Below are 15125 nucleotides of genomic sequence, written 5' to 3'. Positions count from 1 at the left end.
CCTCAGACGAACCAGTCCATCGCCGGCGTGTGCGCCGGAATGCGATGGTGGGCATCGTACTGCGGACCGACGAAGTACAGGCCATCGGCCATGAAGGTGGGGGCTGCGGCATCGCGACTGCGGGCGCGCAGCACCTCGCCCATCCAGCCGGCTGGCTGGCGACCGCTGCCGATGGCCACCAGGCAGCCCATGATGTTGCGGATCATGTGGTGCAGGAAGGCGTTGCCGTGGAAATCGAAGCACCAGTACGCGCCGCGGCGGGTGATCCCGATCGCATAGAGGGTCTTCACCGGGCTGGCGGCCTGGCATTCGGCGGCCCGGAACGAGCTGAAATCGTGCTCGCCGATCAGCGCTCGGGCTGCCTCCTGCATCGCTGACGCTTCGAGGGGCCGGAACACCCAGCCGACCTGGCCTGCTTCGAGCGCCGGACGCAAGGCCGATTCCAGCAGCAGGTAGCGGTAGCGCCGACTGCGGGCGCTGTTGCGGGCATGGAACCCGGGCACCACCGGCTGAGCCCACTGCACGGCAATGTCGGGCGGCAGGTAGCGGTTGGTGCCGCGCACCCAGCTGAAGGGCTCGCGCTCGACCGGGCTGTCCAGGTGCACCACCTGGTTCAGGCCGTGCACACCGGTGTCGGTGCGACCGGCGCACATCGTGCTGATCGGCCGTGCGGCAAAGGCGCTCAGCGCTTGCTCGAGCTGGTCTTGCACGGTACGACCGCCGGGCTGGCTTTGCCATCCCAGGTAGCCGCTGCCGCGGTAGGCAATGCCGAGGGCGATGCGCTGGCTGCTCACCCGAGCTGTTCGAGCATCCCCTGGGCCTTGGTCTTCAGTGCGCCGCTGCTCTTGTTGATGACTTCCTCGAGCAGGTCGCGGGCGCCTTCCATGTCGCCGATCTGGCGGAACTCCTCGGCCAGCTCGAGCTTGCGGGCGATCGGGTCGGCGTCGTCGTTCGGCAGCTCGCTCGGGTCATGCGTCGACGGCGGGCCCGCGTCGGACAAGGCCGCGGGCTGCGAAAGCGTGAAGTCACCGAAGTCCAGCGAAGGTTCGCTGCGCGCAGACTTCAGCGGCAAGGTCGCATCGCCGCCGGAGGCGACAGGCAGGGTGGCGTCGGCGTCGAGCGACAACTCGTCGAGGTTGAAGTCCATCGACGCGGCCGACGGTGCAGGGACGCTGCCAGCCTTCTTCGAAATCGTGGGCGGCTCGGGCGAGAAATCGAAATCGAGATCGCCCGCAACGGGTACCGCGCTGGTGGCCAGCGGGCGGGTCATTTCCATCGGGGTCGGCGCCGGCTCGAGGTCGAGATCCAGGTCGAGGTCGACCCCCGTCGGCTCGGCCGGCAGGGTCGGCGCGCCGCCATCGGTCGGGAACATCGACTGCGCCGGCATCACCGATTGCGGCAAGGTCGTCGCGCCAATGGGGTCGGCGATCACCTGGCCATCGCGCACCACCTCTTCGGGCTTGCCACCCGGCTTGTACAGAGGGTTCTCGGGGTCGATCTGGCGGCCCATTTCCTGGGCCTTTTCCCAGTCCGCGCCGGCGCCCTGGGTGATGGCGTACAGCTGCGTGGCCAGCAGTTCGAAGCCCTTGGTGTCGCGCCGCTTCGCGTAGACCTCGAGCAGCTTGGTGCGAATGGCCAGCCGGTCCGGCGTGGTGCGCATCGCCTCCTTCAGGATTTCTTCGGCCTGCAGGTCGCGGCCGTAGGCCAGGTAGACGTCGGCCTCCGCCACCGGATCGACATCACCGATGGCGTCGAGCTGGCTCAGCGAGAAGCCCATCGAGGACGTGCCGGCCGACTGATCGCTCGTGTCGACACGCTGGCCACCGCTGGCACCGAAGAACGAGTCGGGTTGCACCCGGCTTTCAAGGAAAGAGGTTTCTGCGCGGTCCTTCTTGGGCCCGCGGCTGCGGAACTTGTAGTAGCCCAGACCCGCCAGCACGATGGCCAGGATGCCGGCACCCGGCAGCGCCAACGGGCTTTCGAGGATCGAATCGAGGAAGCCGGGCTCGGCAGCGACAGGCGCCGCAGCGGCCGGACGTGAGGCTGCCAGACGTGGCGCCGAAGCGACGGCCGGCGGCGTGGCCGCGGGCGCCGCACTGGCCTGCGGCGCCGGGGCGGGCGCCGGCCTGGAGGCGTCGGCCGCCGGCGCGGGCGCCGGGGCCGGCGTGGCCACTGCCGGCGGTGCGGCCGCGGGCACCGCCACCACCGGCGCGGGCGCGGGTGCCGTGGCCGGCGCTTGCGCGGCGGCAGCCCCCGCCTGCAGCTTCTTCAGTTCTTCGACATTTCGGGTCAGTTCGGCCACGCGAGTGGCGTTGTCCTTGCGCTCGGCGGACTTCGCGATCTGCGCCTCGGGCGCCGAGGCGGTCGCGCCGGAGAGCTTGAGCTTGTCGGCCGAGCCAGCACCCGTCTGCTTCTTGTCCTCGACCGCCGCCTGGACCTTGCCCTTGTCCTGGCGCGCAGGTGCGGCGGCGCCGACTTGCGGTGCGCCCTCGGCCAGCTTGTGGCGGTAGGCCCCGAAGTCGGCGCTCTGAGCCGCGATCACTTCGCGCGCCTCGGCCGGGGCAATGGCCTTCACCGCCTCAGCGGACGGAACCGACAGCACGACGCCGGATTTCAGCCGGTTCATGTTGTTGCCGAGGAAGGCATCCGGGTTGGCGCGGAACAGGCCGACCAGCATCTGGTCGAGCGCGACACCCGGTCGCTGCGTGCGGCCGGCGATGCGCGACAGCGTGTCCCCATTGCGCACGCGGTACTGGTCGGCGCCGGCTGCATCGGCGGCCGGTTTCGGCGCAGGCGTCGGCTTCGGCCCGGCGGCCGCGGGTGCGGCGGGCACGGGCGCCGGACGCGGCGCCACGGCCACCGCCGGCGGCGCAGCAGGGGCGGCGGGCACCGGTGCCGGGGTGATGACCGAAGGCACCGGCGCTGCCGCCTGGGCGGGCGGGGCGACGCGGGTGGGCGGATCCAACAGCAGCGTGAACTCACGAACCAGCTTGCCCGAGGACCACGACAGCTCGAGGATCACGTCGACGAACGGCTCCTGGATCGCGCGGCTGCTGGTCAGTCGCAGGTAGGGCCGGCCATCGTCGCGGCGCATCAGCACCGCCTGGGCAGCCGACAGCGCGCTGTTGTAGTCGACGCCCGCCGCGCGGTACGACTCGGGCGAGGCGACACGCACCTGCAGGCTCGACGCCTCGTCGGGGGTGAGGCTGGTGATGTCGATCTCGGCCTTCAGGCTCTCGCCGAGTGCCGACTGCACGTTCAGCCGGCCCAGGCCCAGCGCCGAGGCATCGAGGGTGGTAGCGCCCAGCGCAGCGGCCGCAGCCAGCGCCAGGGTGGTTCGGGCAGAGAGGAACGTGCGGTTATTCAAGGCGTCTCCACAACGGCGTCGGCAGGCCTCATCGGGCCCGCCGCCTAGGGGCAAAACTCAGAATCTGGCATCCCACCCAGCTTGCAGCCTAAATGCCCGAATTCACAATAACATCAAGCATATAGGCTGACAAGCTCATGCAAAGCCTGACATTCGGCCCAGCACAGGCCCTGTTGTAGCGACTGGTTGCCAATTGTTGCCGCACGGCAACGAGATCACTGCTCCAGCAGGATGCGCAACATGCGGCGCAGCGGTTCCGCAGCCCCCCACAGCAGCTGGTCGCCGATGGTAAACGCCCCCAGGTAGTCCGGACCCATCGCCAGCTTGCGCAGACGACCCACGGGAATTGTCATCGTGCCGGTGACGGCCACCGGGGTCAGGTCGCGCAGCGTCGCTTCCCGGTTGTTCGGCACCACCTTCACCCAGGCGTTGTCGGCGGCGATCATGGCTTCGATGTCGGCCAGCGGCACATCCTTCTTCAGCTTGAAGGCCAGCGCCTGGCTGTGGCAGCGCATCGCGCCGACGCGCACGCAGAAGCCGTCGACGGGCACGGGCGCGGTGCCAAAGCCGTCACCCTGGCCGAGGATCTTGTTGGTCTCGGCCATGCCCTTCCATTCTTCCCGGGACTGGCCGTTGCCAAGGTCCTTGTCGATCCAGGGGATCAGCGAGCCGCCCAGCGGCACACCGAAGTGCTGGGTCTCCTCGGCCGACAGGCTGCGCTGCTTGGCGATGACCTGGCGGTCGATCTCGAGGATCGCGCTCTTCGGGTCGTCCAGCAGCGCCTTGACCTCGGCGTTCAGCGTGCCGTACTGCGTCAGCAGTTCGCGCATGTGCTGCGCGCCGCCGCCGGAGGCCGCCTGGTAGGTCTGCGTGCTCATCCACTCGACCAGCCCGGCCTTGAACAGCGCACCTACGCCCATCAGCATGCAGCTGACGGTGCAATTGCCGCCGATCCAGTTGCGCCCGCCCTTGGCAAGCGCGCTCTTGATCACCGGCAGGTTGACAGGGTCGAGGATGATGACCGCGTCGTCCTTCATGCGCAGCGTGGACGCCGCATCGATCCAGTGGCCGTTCCAGCCGGCCGCGCGCAGCTTCGGGAAGACCTCGGTGGTGTAGTCGCCACCCTGGGCGGTGATGACGATGTCACAGCGCTTGAGCGATTCGATGTCGAATGCGTCGTACAGCTTCGACTCGTTCTTCGCCATTGACGGCGCAGAGCCGCCGGCATTGCTGGTGGAAAAGAACATCGGCTCGATGAGCGCGAAGTCGTTCTCGGCCTGCATGCGCTCCATCAGCACGGAACCGACCATTCCGCGCCAGCCAACCAAACCTACGAGTGCCATTTCAATACGCCTTTCCAGTTGCTCTGGACCCCTGGGTTCCCCGGCTCGTTCGCCGGGGTCCAGTTGTGGGGGCGAGACGATCCGGAGCTTGCTAGCCCTTGGTAATCGTCTTGGTGGTGCTCAGAGCGGCGACAACGGCATCGCCCATCTCGATGGTGCCCACCTTCTTCGTGCCCTCGGACCAGATGTCGCCGGTGCGGTACCCGGCCGACAGCACCGCACGCACCGCGGATTCGATCCGGTCGGCGGCTTCGGGCTGGTTGAGGGAGAAGCGGAGCATCATGGCAGCAGACAGGATTGTAGCCAAAGGATTGGCGATGCCCTTGCCGGCGATGTCCGGCGCGCTGCCATGGCTGGGTTCGTACAGGCCCTTGTTGGCCTTGTCGAGTGACGCAGAAGGCAGCATGCCGATCGAGCCGGTGAGCATGGCCGCCTCGTCGGACAGGATGTCGCCGAACATGTTGCCGGTGACCACCACGTCGAACTTCTTCGGCGCCTTGACCAGCTGCATCGCCGCGTTGTCGACGTACATGTGCTCGAGCTCGACGTCGGGGTACTGGGCGTGCACCTCGGTGACGACGTCCTTCCAGAACTGGAAGGTCTCGAGCACGTTGGCCTTGTCGACCGAGGTCACCTTCTTGCCGCGCTTGCGAGCCGCCTGGAACGCGACGTGGGCGATGCGCTCGATCTCGGGCTTCGAGTAGCGCATCGTGTCGAAGGCTTCCTCGGCGCCCGGGAAGTGACCGTCCACCGCCGTGCGGCGGCCGCGCGGCTGCCCGAAGTAGATGTCGCCGGTGAGCTCGCGGATGATCAGGATGTCCAGGCCCGCCACCAGCTCGGGCTTCAGCGACGAGGCATGCGTCAGCTGCTCGTAGCAGATCGCCGGGCGGAAGTTCGCGAACAGGCCCAGGTGCTTGCGCAGGCCCAGGATGGCCTGCTCGGGCCGGAACTGGCGTTCGAGCTTGTCGTACTTCCAGTCGCCGACAGCGCCGAACAGCACCGCATCGGCGGCCTTGGCCAGGTTCAGCGTGCCCTCGGGCAGCGGATGGCCATGGGCTTCGTAGGCGGCGCCGCCGACCAGCGCCTCTTCCATCTCCAGTTTCAGGTCCAGGACCTTCAGCACCTTCACGGCCTCGGCCATGATCTCGGTGCCGATGCCGTCGCCCGGCAGGACTGCAATCTTCATGATGCGCAACTCTTCAAGTTTCAGTGGGAATCGGGTGTGTCGATCAGACCGTGCACCAGCCGGTACTCGCAGGCCTTGAACACGATGTAGGCGGCCATGCCGACGACGCCATTGACCAGCAGTTCGACCAGCTGCTGCGCGCCGCCGTCCATCACCGCCTGCCAGCCGTTCTCGAGCAGCAGGTTGCCATTGGCGCGCAGCAGGTAGAACAGGTTCAGCGTGCCGATGCCGAAGGCGAAGAAACTGGCCACCATCACGAGGAAGGTGAGCCAGCGCCGGCTCAGCACGACGCGGTGGAACCAGGCCTTCAGCACGGCAGTCTCGACCGGCCGCTCACAACAGGCGTTGGGACAGCCACGGCATTCTTGCCAGGCGCTCGGCCTCGAAGGCGCGGATCTTGTCGGCATGGCGCAGGGTCAGGCCGATGTCGTCGAAGCCATTGACCAGGCAATGCTTGCGGAAGGGCTCGATCTGGAACGGCAGCTCGCTGCCATCGGGCTTCACGACCACCTGGCGCGGCAGATCGATCGTCAGCCGGTAGCCCGGGAAGGCCGCTACCTCGTCGAACAGCTGCGCCACCTGCGACTCGGTGAGCACGATCGGCAGCAGGCCGTTCTTGAAGCAGTTGTTGAAGAAGATGTCGGCATAGCTCGGCGCAATGATCGCGCGGAAGCCGTACTGGTCCAGCGCCCAGGGCGCATGCTCGCGGCTCGATCCGCAGCCGAAGTTCCTGCGCGCCAGCAGCACCGAGGCGCCCTGGTAGCGGGGCTGGTTCAGCACGAAGTCCGGGTTCGGCTTGCGCACCGCCGGGTCCTGCCCGGGCTCGCCCTTGTCGAGGTAGCGCCATTCGTCGAACAGGTTCGGGCCGAAGCCCGAGCGCTTGATCGACTTCAGGAACTGCTTCGGGATGATCGCGTCGGTGTCGACGTTGTCGCGGTCCAGCGGCGCGACGAGGCCCTGGTGCACGGTGAAGGCTTGCATGTCGTGTTCTCCCTCGGGGCTCAGGCGATGCGGCGGACGTCGACGAAATGGCCGTTCAGCGCGGCTGCCGCGGCCATCGCCGGGCTGACCAGGTGCGTGCGGCCGCCGGCGCCCTGGCGCCCTTCGAAGTTGCGGTTGCTGGTGGAGGCGCAGCGCTCGCCGGGCTCGAGCTTGTCGGCATTCATCGCCAGGCACATGCTGCAGCCGGGTTCGCGCCATTCGAAGCCGGCGGCCTTGAACACCTCGTGCAGGCCCTCGGCCTCGGCCTGGGCTTTCACCAGGCCAGAGCCGGGCACCACCATCGCCAGCTTGACGTTGCTGGCCACGCGGCCGCCGATGCGGCGCACCACCGCAGCGGCCTCGCGCATGTCCTCGATGCGGCTGTTGGTGCAGGAGCCGATGAAGACCTTGTCGATGCGCACGTCGGCCAGGGCCTTGTTCGGCTCCAGGCCCATGTACTGCAGCGCGCGCTCGATCGCGCCGCGCTTGACGGCGTCCTTCTCCTTGTCGGGATCGGGTACGCGGTCTTCGATCGACAGCACCATCTCCGGCGAGGTGCCCCAGGTCACCTGCGGCTTCAGGCCGCTGACGTCGAGGTCGACCACCGCGTCGAAGTGCGCGCCGGGGTCGCTGTGCAGCGTGCGCCAGTAGGCGGCGGCCTGGTCGAACTCCACGCCCTTGGGCGCGAACGGGCGGCCCTTGACGTACTGGATCGTCGTCTCGTCCACCGCCACCAGGCCGGCGCGGGCGCCAGCCTCGATGGCCATGTTGCACACCGTCATGCGCCCTTCCATCGACAGCGCGCGGATCGCCGCGCCGCCGAACTCGATGGTGTAGCCGGTGCCGCCGGCAGTGCCGATCCTGCCGATGATCGCCAGCACGATGTCCTTGGCGCCGCAGCCCTTGGGCAGCGTGCCGTCCACCTTCACCAGCATGTTCTTGGCCTTGCGCGCCAGCAGCGTCTGCGTGGCCAGCACGTGCTCGACCTCGCTGGTGCCGATGCCGTGCGCCAGCGCCCCGAAGGCGCCGTGCGTGCTGGTATGGCTGTCGCCGCAGACCACCGTCATGCCGGGCAAGGTGGCACCCTGCTCCGGCCCGATGACGTGCACGATGCCCTGGCGCTTGTCGAGGAACGGAAAGTACGCGGCCGCCCCGCTGGCCTGGATGTTGGCGTCCAGCGTGGTGATCTGCTGCTTGCTGATGGGATCGGCAATGCCGTCGTAGCCACGCTCCCAGCCGGTGGTGGGCGTGTTGTGGTCGGCGGTGGCGACGATGGAGCTGATGCGCCACACCTTGCGCCCGGCCAGGCGCAGGCCCTCGAAGGCCTGCGGGCTGGTGACTTCGTGCACCAGGTGCCGGTCGATGTAGAGCACGGCGGTGCCGTCCTCTTCGGTGTGGACGACGTGGTCGTCCCAGAGCTTGTCGTAGAGGGTGCGGGCGGTCATGAGGACTTCCTCTTGCGGGTCGGGGATTGTCGCGCCGCGGGCGGCGCATCGGAAGCGGGCGCGTGGGCGGCGGCCGCGTGGTGATCGGGCGGGCACAGCGCATCGACAAAACGCTGCAAGACGGCGGGCAGCACTTCCTGCCGGCGCACGGCCAGCAGGTAGGGGCGGCGCGCCCAGGGCTCGTCCAGCCGCAGCGACTGGACCGCGAAGATGCGGGCAAAGCGCGCGGCCACCACCGCCGGCAGCACCGCGACGCCGAGGCCGGCTTCGACCAGCTGCGCGATGGCGTCGAAGCCATGCACCTGCACCCGCGTGTTCAGCGTGCGGCCAAGCGCCTGGGCGCGTTCGCGCATTTCCTCGTGCACGGCCGCGCCCAGGTGCAGGCCGACGATGTCGAAGTCCAGCAGCGCATCGAAGGGCACCGCCTTGCGCCGCGCCAGCGCGTGGCCGGTGGGCACCAGCACGGACAGTTCACCTTGTCGGTAGGGCCGGCAGTCGAGCGCGGCCTCGTGCTGCGGCGGCACGAAGATGCCCACGTCGGCCCGGCCGGTGGCCACCGCGGCCTGCACCTCGGCGCTGGTCAGGTCGTCCAGACTGATGCGGATGCCGGGGTGTGCGTGGGCGAAGGCCGCCAGGTCGGCCGGCAGGTGCTCGGCGATCGCGCTCGGGTTGGCCACGATGCGCAGGTGGCCCTTGATGCCGCGCGAGAACTCGACCACCTCGCTTTCCAGCGCATGCAGCGAGGCATGCAGCGTGCGGATGTGGCGCACCAGCGCACGGCCGGCCTCGGTGGGCTCGACGCCGCGCGCGCGGCGTTCGAACAGGCTCACGCCCAGGCGCGCCTCCAGGTCGGACAGGCGCTTGCTGGCCGCCGCCAGCGCCAGGTGCTCGCGGTCGGCCCCGCGCGTGATGCTGCGGGTTTCGGCGATCGCGAGCACGAGGTTGAGGCTGAGCAGGTCGAAGCGCATGGCGGCACCAGGATTGCGAATGATGCGCGAAGGCTCGGCCTGCTGTCCACGGGAATGAACAAGCGAGGCTTCGTGCACCACGAAGCCGTGAGAGGATCAGCGGCGTGGGGTGGGCGCCTGCGTGGCCATGGCCCACTCGCCCTGGCGCGCGAAGTCGTCGATGTAGCGGCCCATCACCTCGAGCTGGGCGCAGCTGAGCGGCGGCAGCTTCAGCGACTGGTCCAGCCGCTCGGCCAGTCGCGCCTTGGCCTGGCCGATCTGCCGGCGCCGTTCGGCCACGCGTTCTGCCGGCCAGGCGCCGCTGCGCTCGACCAGCGTCAGGCCCAGGCTGCGCGAGAGCACCGTGCCGGACTGCCCGGCCAGCAGCTCCGCGACGGCGCGGCACTGCTCGCGCCGGTTGGCGTCGGTGGCCAGGTTCGAGGGGCACAGCTGGAGCAAGGGCTTGTAGACCAGCGTGGCCTTCGCCAGTTCGGCGTTGAACGCCAGGATCCGCAGTTGCAGCCGCGCCGGCTGCGGCAGGTCCTGCGGGGCCGCCTGGTCGACCACCGCGGCGAGCGCGCCGACCCGTTCATCGAAGCGCCGCGCGCGCGTCAGCCCGTACAGCGCATCGGCCTGCGCCGCCGGCTCGGCCGACATCAGCTGCAGCCAGGCCGCGCCGTTGTCCGGTTCCACTTCGGTCCACAGGCGGGTCGGCAGCATCAGGCAGGCCGACTCGGCCTGCGCGGCACCCGCCGCCTGGCAGGCCTGCACGGCCCATTGCACGGTGCGTGCATCGCGGTCGCGCAAGGCCAGGCGCACCAGGTCCGCGCTGCGCCCCTGCAGCAGTGCCACGGCCGCTTCGGCCCCTGGCACCCCGGAGCGCGCCAGCCCCGGCAGCAGCGCCTCGACCTCCTGCTGCCAGCGCGTTTCCAGCTCCTTCGGCGGCAGGTACTCGGCCGGCCGGCCGGCTGCCGAGGGCTCCACCGGCTGGCCCTGCACGATGCCGTGGCCGCAGACATCGAACTCGCCAGGTCGCAACGCGCGGGAAGCCGCGGTCGCCGCCGCGGGGGACGGGGCCTGCGCAGCGACCCCCGTGTCGGACGGCCGCACGGCGCGCGCGGTCGACGCCAGGGCGGCGGCCTGCGCCGAGGATGCGGCGGCACTGACAGCGACCGACGCCACCGGCGCGACGGGCGGCGCGACGGCCGGAGCAACTCCAGCAGCAGCCACCCCCCTGCGCGGCGCGCCGACATCCAGGCTTCAGCGCGGCTGCTGCGCCGCCACCGCCTCGCGCACGGCCGCCAGCTGCCGGCGCGAAACGGCCAGCCAGTCGCCATTGCTCACCTGCACGGCCCAGCCCTCTTCGCCTTCTTCCTCGCCGTGGCGTGCGAGCGCGCGCACCGCACTCAGCGCCACCACCGCATTGCGGTGCACGCGCAGGAAGCCCGGGCCCAGGCGCTGCTCCAGATCGGCCAGCGCATCGTCCAGCACCCAGCGGCCCCGCGCGCTGCACAGGGTGACGTACTTCTGCTCGGCCTTCAGGTACAGCACCTCCGATGCCGGCACGCGAAGGATGCGGCCACGGTCGCTGACCACCACCATCGGCCCCTGCGGGGCGACCGGCGTGCTGATGCCGCGGCGCTCGTCGACGCGCAGCAGCGCGGCCTGCAGGCGCTCGCGCCGCACCGGCTTGGTCAGGTAGTCGACCGCGTCGACCTCGAAGGCCCGCAGGGCGTGGTCGGCGTGGGCGGTGACGAACACCACCTTCGGCGGCACCGGACGCCTGCGCAGCTCGTCGGCCAGCTTCAGCCCGTCGCGGCCGGGCATCGCGATGTCCAGCAGCAGCAGGTCGACCGGCTGCTGCGCCAGCAGCGCGATGGCCTCGTCGGCATCGCCCGCCTCGCCGACCACCTGCGCCGGCGGCTCGCTGCAGGTCTCGACCAGCGAGCGCAGGCGCATGCGGGCCAGTGGCTCGTCATCGACGATCAGCACCGACAGCGGCGGACGTTCGCTCATCGTGAGGGCCTCATCGCGGCAACGTCACAGCGGCAGGCTGATGCGCACTTCGTAGCGCCCGTCGACCACGCCGGTCTCCAGCGTGGCGGCCAGGTCGTGCAGCAGGCGCAGGCGCTCGCGCACGTTGGCCAGCGCGATGCCGGCACCCGGCGGGCCGGGCTCTTCCGGCAAGGTGTTGCTGACCCACAGCTCGACCATGCCCAGGCGCGCCCGCGTGCGCACCAGCACATGGCCGCCGCCCAGCGCGGGCTCGATGCCGTGGCGCACCGCGTTCTCCACTAGCGGCTGCAGCACCAGCGGCGGCACGCGCGCCACGGCCGCGGCCGGGTCCAGGTCCCACACCAGCTGCAGCCGCTTGCCAAAGCGCAGCTGCTCGATCGCCAGGTAGCGCTGCGCAAGGTCGATCTCCTCGTCCAGCGACACCGCGCTGCCGGTCTCGGCCAGCGCCACGCGGAACAGCTGCGACAGGTCTTCCAGCACCGTCTCGGCACGGCCCGGGTCGACGCGCACCAGCGCCAGAGCGGTGTTCAGCGCGTTGAACAGGAAGTGCGGCCGGATGCGCGACTGCAACTCGGCCAGCCGCGCGCTGGCCTCGACCGGTTGCGCGGCGATCGAGCGCAAGGTCAGCCAATGCCACACCAGCGCAGCGAGGACTGCGCCGCCCAGCGCCGCCGACACCGCCGCGAACACCGTGCCCGGCGCCAGGCCCAGCAGCGCGATGGTTCCCCAGCCCACCACACCGGCCAGGCCGCCCAGGCCCATCACGATCAGCCGCACCCAGTGGAAAGAGCGCCGCACCAGCACGCCCCGCAGCGCACACACCGCCGGCACCCACACCAGCCCGGCGCCGAGGCCGGCAAAGGCGAGGCTGATGGCGCGGAACAGCCAGTCCATCAGGCCATCGGAAGCCGGCAGCGCAGCGACCGCGACGACCACCTGGATGAACACCAGCACGCGCAGGCCCACCGCCGGCCGGCACAGGTCGAACGGCGTGCTCAGGCGCTCGCGTGCGCGCTGCTGCTGCTCGTGCAGCGGGTCGAAGCGGCTGGGGTCGAAGTGCGTGCTGCCGCCATCGCGAGGTTGGCGCGTGGTGGCCGGCCACAGGCTGGCCGGGCGCGTGTCGGCTTCGGCCGGGCTCGGCGCCGGCCCTGGCGCGGGCGCTTCGGGGGGTGATGGGATGGCCATGGGTGCGGCTCGGGATAATACGGGCTTCGCCTCCCCTCCCCCTTCCTCCTCCGCGCAGCATGTCCGGCAATCAACTCGACAAGAAATCCGAAGCCTGGTCGGCCCTGTTCTCCGAGCCGATGAGCGATCTCGTCAAGCGCTACACCGCCAGCGTCGATTTCGACAAGCGCCTGTGGCGGGCCGACATCCAGGGCAGCCTGGCGCATGCGCAGATGCTGGCCGCGCAGGGCGTGATCGGCGCGCAGGACCTGGCCGACATCCAGCGCGGCATGGCGCAGATCACCGAGGAGATCGAGTCCGGCCGCTTCGAGTGGAAGCTGGAGCTCGAGGACGTGCACCTGAACATCGAGGCGCGGCTGACGCAGCTGGTCGGCGACGCCGGCAAGCGCCTGCACACCGGCCGCTCGCGCAACGACCAGGTGGCCACCGACGTGCGCCTGTGGCTGCGCGGCGAGGTCGATGGCCTGGACTCCCTGCTGGCCGACATGCAGCGTGCGCTGCTGGGCGTGGCCGAAGCGCACGCCGACACCGTGATGCCCGGCTTCACCCACCTGCAGGTGGCGCAGCCAGTGAGCTTTGCGCACCACCTGCTGGCCTACGTGGAGATGTTCGCGCGCGACGGCGAGCGCCTGGCCGACCTGCGCAAGCGCCTGAATCGCCTGCCGTTGGGTGCGGCCGCGCTGGCCGGCACCAGCTACCCGCTGGACCGCGAGGCGGTGGCGCGCACGCTGGGCTTCGACGGCGTCTGCGAGAACTCGCTCGACGCGGTGAGCGACCGCGACTTCGCGCTGGAGTTCGCCTCGTTCGCCTCGATCGCGATGGTGCATGTCTCGCGCCTGGCCGAGGAACTGGTGCTGTGGAAGAGCCAGAACTTCGACTTCATCGACCTGGCCGACCGCTACTGCACCGGCTCTTCGATCATGCCGCAGAAGCGCAACCCCGACGTGGCCGAACTGGCGCGCGGCAAGAGCGGCCGCGTGGTCGGCCACCTGATGGGCCTGATCACGCTGATGAAGGGCCAGCCACTGGCCTACAACAAGGACAACCAGGAAGACAAGGAGCCGATGTTCGACACCGTCGACACGCTGGCCGACACCTTGCGCATCATGGCCGAGATGGTCAGCGGCATCGTCGTGAAGAAGGTGAACATGGAGGCCGCTGCACTCAAGGGTTATGCCACCGCCACCGACCTGGCCGACTACCTGGCGAAGAAGGGCCTTCCGTTCCGCGACGCGCACGAGGTGGTGTCGCATGTGGTCAAGCTCGGGCTGCAGCGCGGCGTCGAACTGGCGGCCCTGCCGCTGCCGGAACTGAAGGCCTTCCACCCCTCCATCGAGGACGACGTGCTGCAGGTGCTGAGCCTGCGCGGATCCCTCGAAGCGCGCAATGTGCGCGGCGGCACCGCGCCGCAGCAGGCGCGGCTGCAGATCGAGCGGCACCGCGCCCGGCTCGCGGGCTGAGGCGCCCGCGCGCGGTCCGGTGCCGCGCATCCGCTCATCACCTGGGCCGCCCAGCAGCCGCAGCTCGATGCGCAGCGCCTCGGTGTCTGGGGTTCCAGCTATTCCTGCTGCCCGGCCTGCGCGCGATGTGCGACGCGGACCGCGCGGCGCGCTTCGCCGGTGCCGAGCCGGTGCGCATGCCGGTGGTGTCGGACGATCCGGCCGTGCCCTGCGCCTTCCCGACCTCCGGCAGCTGGCTGCGGCGCATCAGCCCGACGCCGCTGCTGATGATCGTCGCGCGTGACGACCGGCTCGCGGTCAGCGACCTGGCGCTGGCCGCCTACCAGCAGGCGCTGGAACCCAAGCGACTGGTTCGTGCAGCACCTGGGCGGCTGAGGCCGCGGCGTCAGGGCAGCTGCTTCTCGGCCTCGGACAGCGGCTGGCCCTTGTCGAACACGATGCGCCAGACGCCCGGGCTCTCCTGGCGCCACACCGAGTTGAAGCGCGACACGCGCTTGCCGTTCTCGTCGCGCACCGGGCCGCTGGAGTGCGCCAGCGTGCCGTCTGGCAGCACGTCCACCTGGTCGGGCTCCCAGGAGAACGGCGCCTTGTCGCCTTCGTAGAAGGGCTTCCAGGCCGCCATCACCGCCGCCTTGCCGCGCAACACGCTGCGGCCGTAGAACACCGTGCCTTCGGACAGGTGCCGCGCGAAGGCCGCGAAGTCGCGCTCGGCCATCGAGCGGGCGAAGGCCTTTTCCGTCTCGGTGACCTGCTTGCGCAGCAGCTCCAGATCGGGCGCACCCTGCGCCGCGGCAGCGCCCAGCGTCATCGCCAGCCCCAGGCCGGCGGCCAGACGGCGCATCTCAATGACTGGCCGCAGGCAAGCCCTGCGGCTCTTCGTGCGCCAGCCAGCCCAGCAGGATCAGTGCCGCCGCGCCACCCACCGGAAACAGCAGGATCGCCGCCGCCACGCTGCCCAGCACCGAGCGGCCCATGCGCCGCGCCGCCATGCCCAGCAGCACCCAGTGCAGTGGCAGCGCCAATGCGATGGCCAGCGCGACCGCCACGGTGCGCGGGACCGAAGCGGTGGTGCTGTGCACCATCGGTGGCAGGAACATCGCGATCGCCGCGCAACCGGCGATCAGGGCCAGCGCCGAATCGGCCAGCGCTCTTTTGGCGGACTTGGTGTTCATCACCGGGCTCCTGCAATGGACTG

The 15125-nt window shown here is 70.1% G+C and carries 14 protein-coding genes; 1 reads left to right on the top strand and 13 read right to left on the bottom strand.

What is annotated here, in order from left to right:
* Nucleotides 1-2: 2 nt before the first annotated feature.
* The 11 genes from truA to ACILR4_RS05375 form a co-directional block, all read right to left on the bottom strand.
* Nucleotides 3-794: a tRNA pseudouridine(38-40) synthase TruA gene (truA, locus tag ACILR4_RS05425; protein ID WP_395699819.1), complete on the bottom strand. Its 792-nt coding sequence runs from the start codon at nt 792-794 to the stop codon at nt 3-5.
* Nucleotides 791-3367 carry a FimV/HubP family polar landmark protein gene (locus tag ACILR4_RS05420; RefSeq protein ID WP_395699818.1) on the bottom strand — a complete coding sequence of 859 codons (2577 nt, stop codon included), beginning with the start codon at nt 3365-3367 and terminating at the stop codon, nt 791-793. Before ACILR4_RS05420 ends, truA begins: the two co-directional genes overlap by 4 nt.
* Nucleotides 3368-3582: 215 nt before the next feature.
* Entirely contained in the window at nt 3583-4710 is a 1128-nt protein-coding gene (gene asd / locus ACILR4_RS05415; RefSeq protein ID WP_395699817.1) for an aspartate-semialdehyde dehydrogenase, read from the bottom strand.
* Nucleotides 4711-4801: 91 nt separating this feature from the next.
* Complete coding sequence (gene leuB, locus ACILR4_RS05410) at nt 4802-5896, bottom strand: 3-isopropylmalate dehydrogenase (protein WP_395699816.1); 1095 nt, start codon at nt 5894-5896, stop codon at nt 4802-4804.
* A 20-nt stretch (nt 5897-5916) separates the two neighbouring features.
* Nucleotides 5917-6210, bottom strand: a complete 294-nt coding sequence (locus ACILR4_RS05405) for a hypothetical protein (protein ID WP_395699815.1) — start codon at nt 6208-6210, stop codon at nt 5917-5919.
* A gap of 19 nt (nt 6211-6229) precedes the next feature.
* Nucleotides 6230-6877, bottom strand: coding sequence for a 3-isopropylmalate dehydratase small subunit (gene leuD, locus ACILR4_RS05400; RefSeq protein WP_395699814.1), 648 nt, complete (start codon nt 6875-6877; stop codon nt 6230-6232).
* Between the two features lie 20 nt (nt 6878-6897).
* The gene (gene leuC, locus ACILR4_RS05395) at nt 6898-8322 is read right to left on the bottom strand and encodes a 3-isopropylmalate dehydratase large subunit (protein WP_395699813.1); all 1425 of its coding nucleotides are present in this window, start codon (nt 8320-8322) and stop codon (nt 6898-6900) included.
* Entirely contained in the window at nt 8319-9290 is a 972-nt protein-coding gene (locus tag ACILR4_RS05390) for a LysR family transcriptional regulator (RefSeq protein WP_395699812.1), read from the bottom strand. Before ACILR4_RS05390 ends, leuC begins: the two co-directional genes overlap by 4 nt.
* Nucleotides 9291-9386: 96 nt before the next feature.
* Nucleotides 9387-10307 carry a hypothetical protein gene (locus tag ACILR4_RS05385; RefSeq protein WP_395699811.1) on the bottom strand — a complete coding sequence of 307 codons (921 nt, stop codon included), beginning with the start codon at nt 10305-10307 and terminating at the stop codon, nt 9387-9389.
* A 222-nt stretch (nt 10308-10529) separates the two neighbouring features.
* The gene (locus ACILR4_RS05380) at nt 10530-11285 is read right to left on the bottom strand and encodes a LytR/AlgR family response regulator transcription factor (RefSeq protein ID WP_395699810.1); all 756 of its coding nucleotides are present in this window, start codon (nt 11283-11285) and stop codon (nt 10530-10532) included.
* A gap of 24 nt (nt 11286-11309) precedes the next feature.
* A complete protein-coding gene (locus ACILR4_RS05375) occupies nt 11310-12470 on the bottom strand; it encodes a sensor histidine kinase (protein WP_395699809.1) in 1161 nt (386 codons plus the stop codon).
* Between the two features lie 59 nt (nt 12471-12529).
* On the opposite strand from ACILR4_RS05375, the gene argH reads away from it, so the two are divergent.
* A complete protein-coding gene (gene argH, locus ACILR4_RS05370) occupies nt 12530-13930 on the top strand; it encodes an argininosuccinate lyase (protein WP_395699808.1) in 1401 nt (466 codons plus the stop codon).
* 385 nt (nt 13931-14315) lie between these two features.
* Here argH and ACILR4_RS05365 read toward each other — a convergent pair whose 3' ends face one another.
* On the bottom strand, nt 14316-14771 hold the full coding sequence (locus ACILR4_RS05365; RefSeq protein ID WP_395699807.1) for a YybH family protein: 456 nt from the start codon (nt 14769-14771) through the stop codon (nt 14316-14318).
* Between the two features lies 1 nt (nt 14772).
* Nucleotides 14773-15102 (bottom strand): hypothetical protein, encoded by a 330-nt coding sequence (locus ACILR4_RS05360; RefSeq protein ID WP_395699806.1) that lies wholly within the window; start codon nt 15100-15102, stop codon nt 14773-14775.
* Nucleotides 15103-15125: the final 23 nt, after the last annotated feature.

The organism is Aquabacterium sp., from assembly GCF_044226965.1.
Taxonomy (GTDB): domain Bacteria; phylum Pseudomonadota; class Gammaproteobacteria; order Burkholderiales; family Burkholderiaceae_C; genus Pseudaquabacterium.
The sequence above is the reverse complement of the archived record's forward strand: the minus strand, read 5'-3'. Positions and strand labels throughout refer to the sequence as shown.